Source organism: Bacillus sp. C28GYM-DRY-1 (genome assembly GCF_030519405.1).
Lineage (GTDB): Bacteria > Bacillota > Bacilli > Bacillales > Bacillaceae > Bacillus > Bacillus spizizenii_A.
The window spans coordinates 1-1,177 of sequence record NZ_JAUMKF010000046.1 but is presented as its reverse complement, the minus strand read 5'-3'; the positions used below and the strand labels follow the sequence as shown (position 1 = coordinate 1,177).

The 1,177-nt window shown below is 42.1% G+C and carries 1 protein-coding gene; it reads left to right on the top strand.

Annotation, left to right across the window (positions count from 1 at the left end; genetic code table 11):
- Positions 1 to 89: 89 nt before the first annotated feature.
- Positions 90 to 1,177, top strand: a 1,088-nt coding sequence (locus tag Q3W56_RS20520) for an IS1182 family transposase (protein WP_302896697.1), incomplete at its 3' end; no start/stop codon positions are given.

The following is a 1,177-nucleotide window of genomic DNA, read 5'->3' as shown; positions in this document are numbered from 1 at the left end:
CAGCGTGTCGACAAAGTCACAATAAGTGGCTTCATCGACACGCTTTTTTTGTTAAAATATGAGTGAATCTAGATTTTGGAGGTTTTACCATGTTGTCCAAACACTCAAAAGATCAGCGTGAACAGCTTGAAGTCTTTGCCTTAAGTGAACTTGTCCCTGAAGATCATTTGGTTAGGAAGATGGAAGAAGCCATGGATTTTTCGTTTATTTATGATCAAGTTGCCCCTCTTTATTCTTCAAAAGGACGTCCAAGCATTGACCCCGTTGTATTGATCAAAATGGTACTGATTCAATACGTGTTTGGCCATCGCTCCATGCGTGAAACCATTAAGCGAATAGAAACCGATGTCGCTTATCGTTGGTTTATTGGATATGGACTCTCTGAAAAAATCCCTCATTTTTCAACGTTTAGTAAGAACTATGAACGTCGTTTTCATGACACCGATCTTTTTGAAACCATCTTCTATAAAATCTTGCGTCAAGCTATGGATAGTGGTCTTGTCGACCCTACGGTCGCCTTTATCGACGGCACACATGTCAAAGCGAATGCGAATAAGAAAAAGTTTGGGAAAAAGATCGTGAGAAAAGAAACGAGGGCGTATCAGGGACAACTAGATCAAGAAATTAATGTTGATCGCGAAGCGAACGGTAAACAACCTTTGAAGCCCAGGCCATGCCCACAGAAACGAGAAATCAAAGTAAGTACGACAGACCCTGAAAGTGGATATTTTGTGAAGGGTGAACGGGAGCGCCTCTTTGCTTATGGTTTTCATACAGCTTGTGATCGGAACGGATTTGTATTGGGGACGGTTGTTGAGCCGGCGAATATTCACGACAGTCAAGTGTTTGCGTGTTTGTTTCAACAAATAAAAGAACGGGTTGCCAAGCCTCATACAGTCGCAGTTGATGCTGGATATAAGACACCATTTATCGCGAAGTTTTTAAGTGATGAAAATGTTCGCCCTGTCATGCCCTACACCCGACCACAAACGAAGAAAGGATTCATGAGAAAACACGAATATGTTTACGATGAATACTACGATGCTTACATTTGTCCTGAAAACCACGTTCTGACTTATCGCACAACTAACAGAGAGGGCTACCGGGTTTATGCGTCAGATCCAAAACGATGTGAACATTGCCCATTACTGAGTCAATGTACGGAAAGCCGAAATCA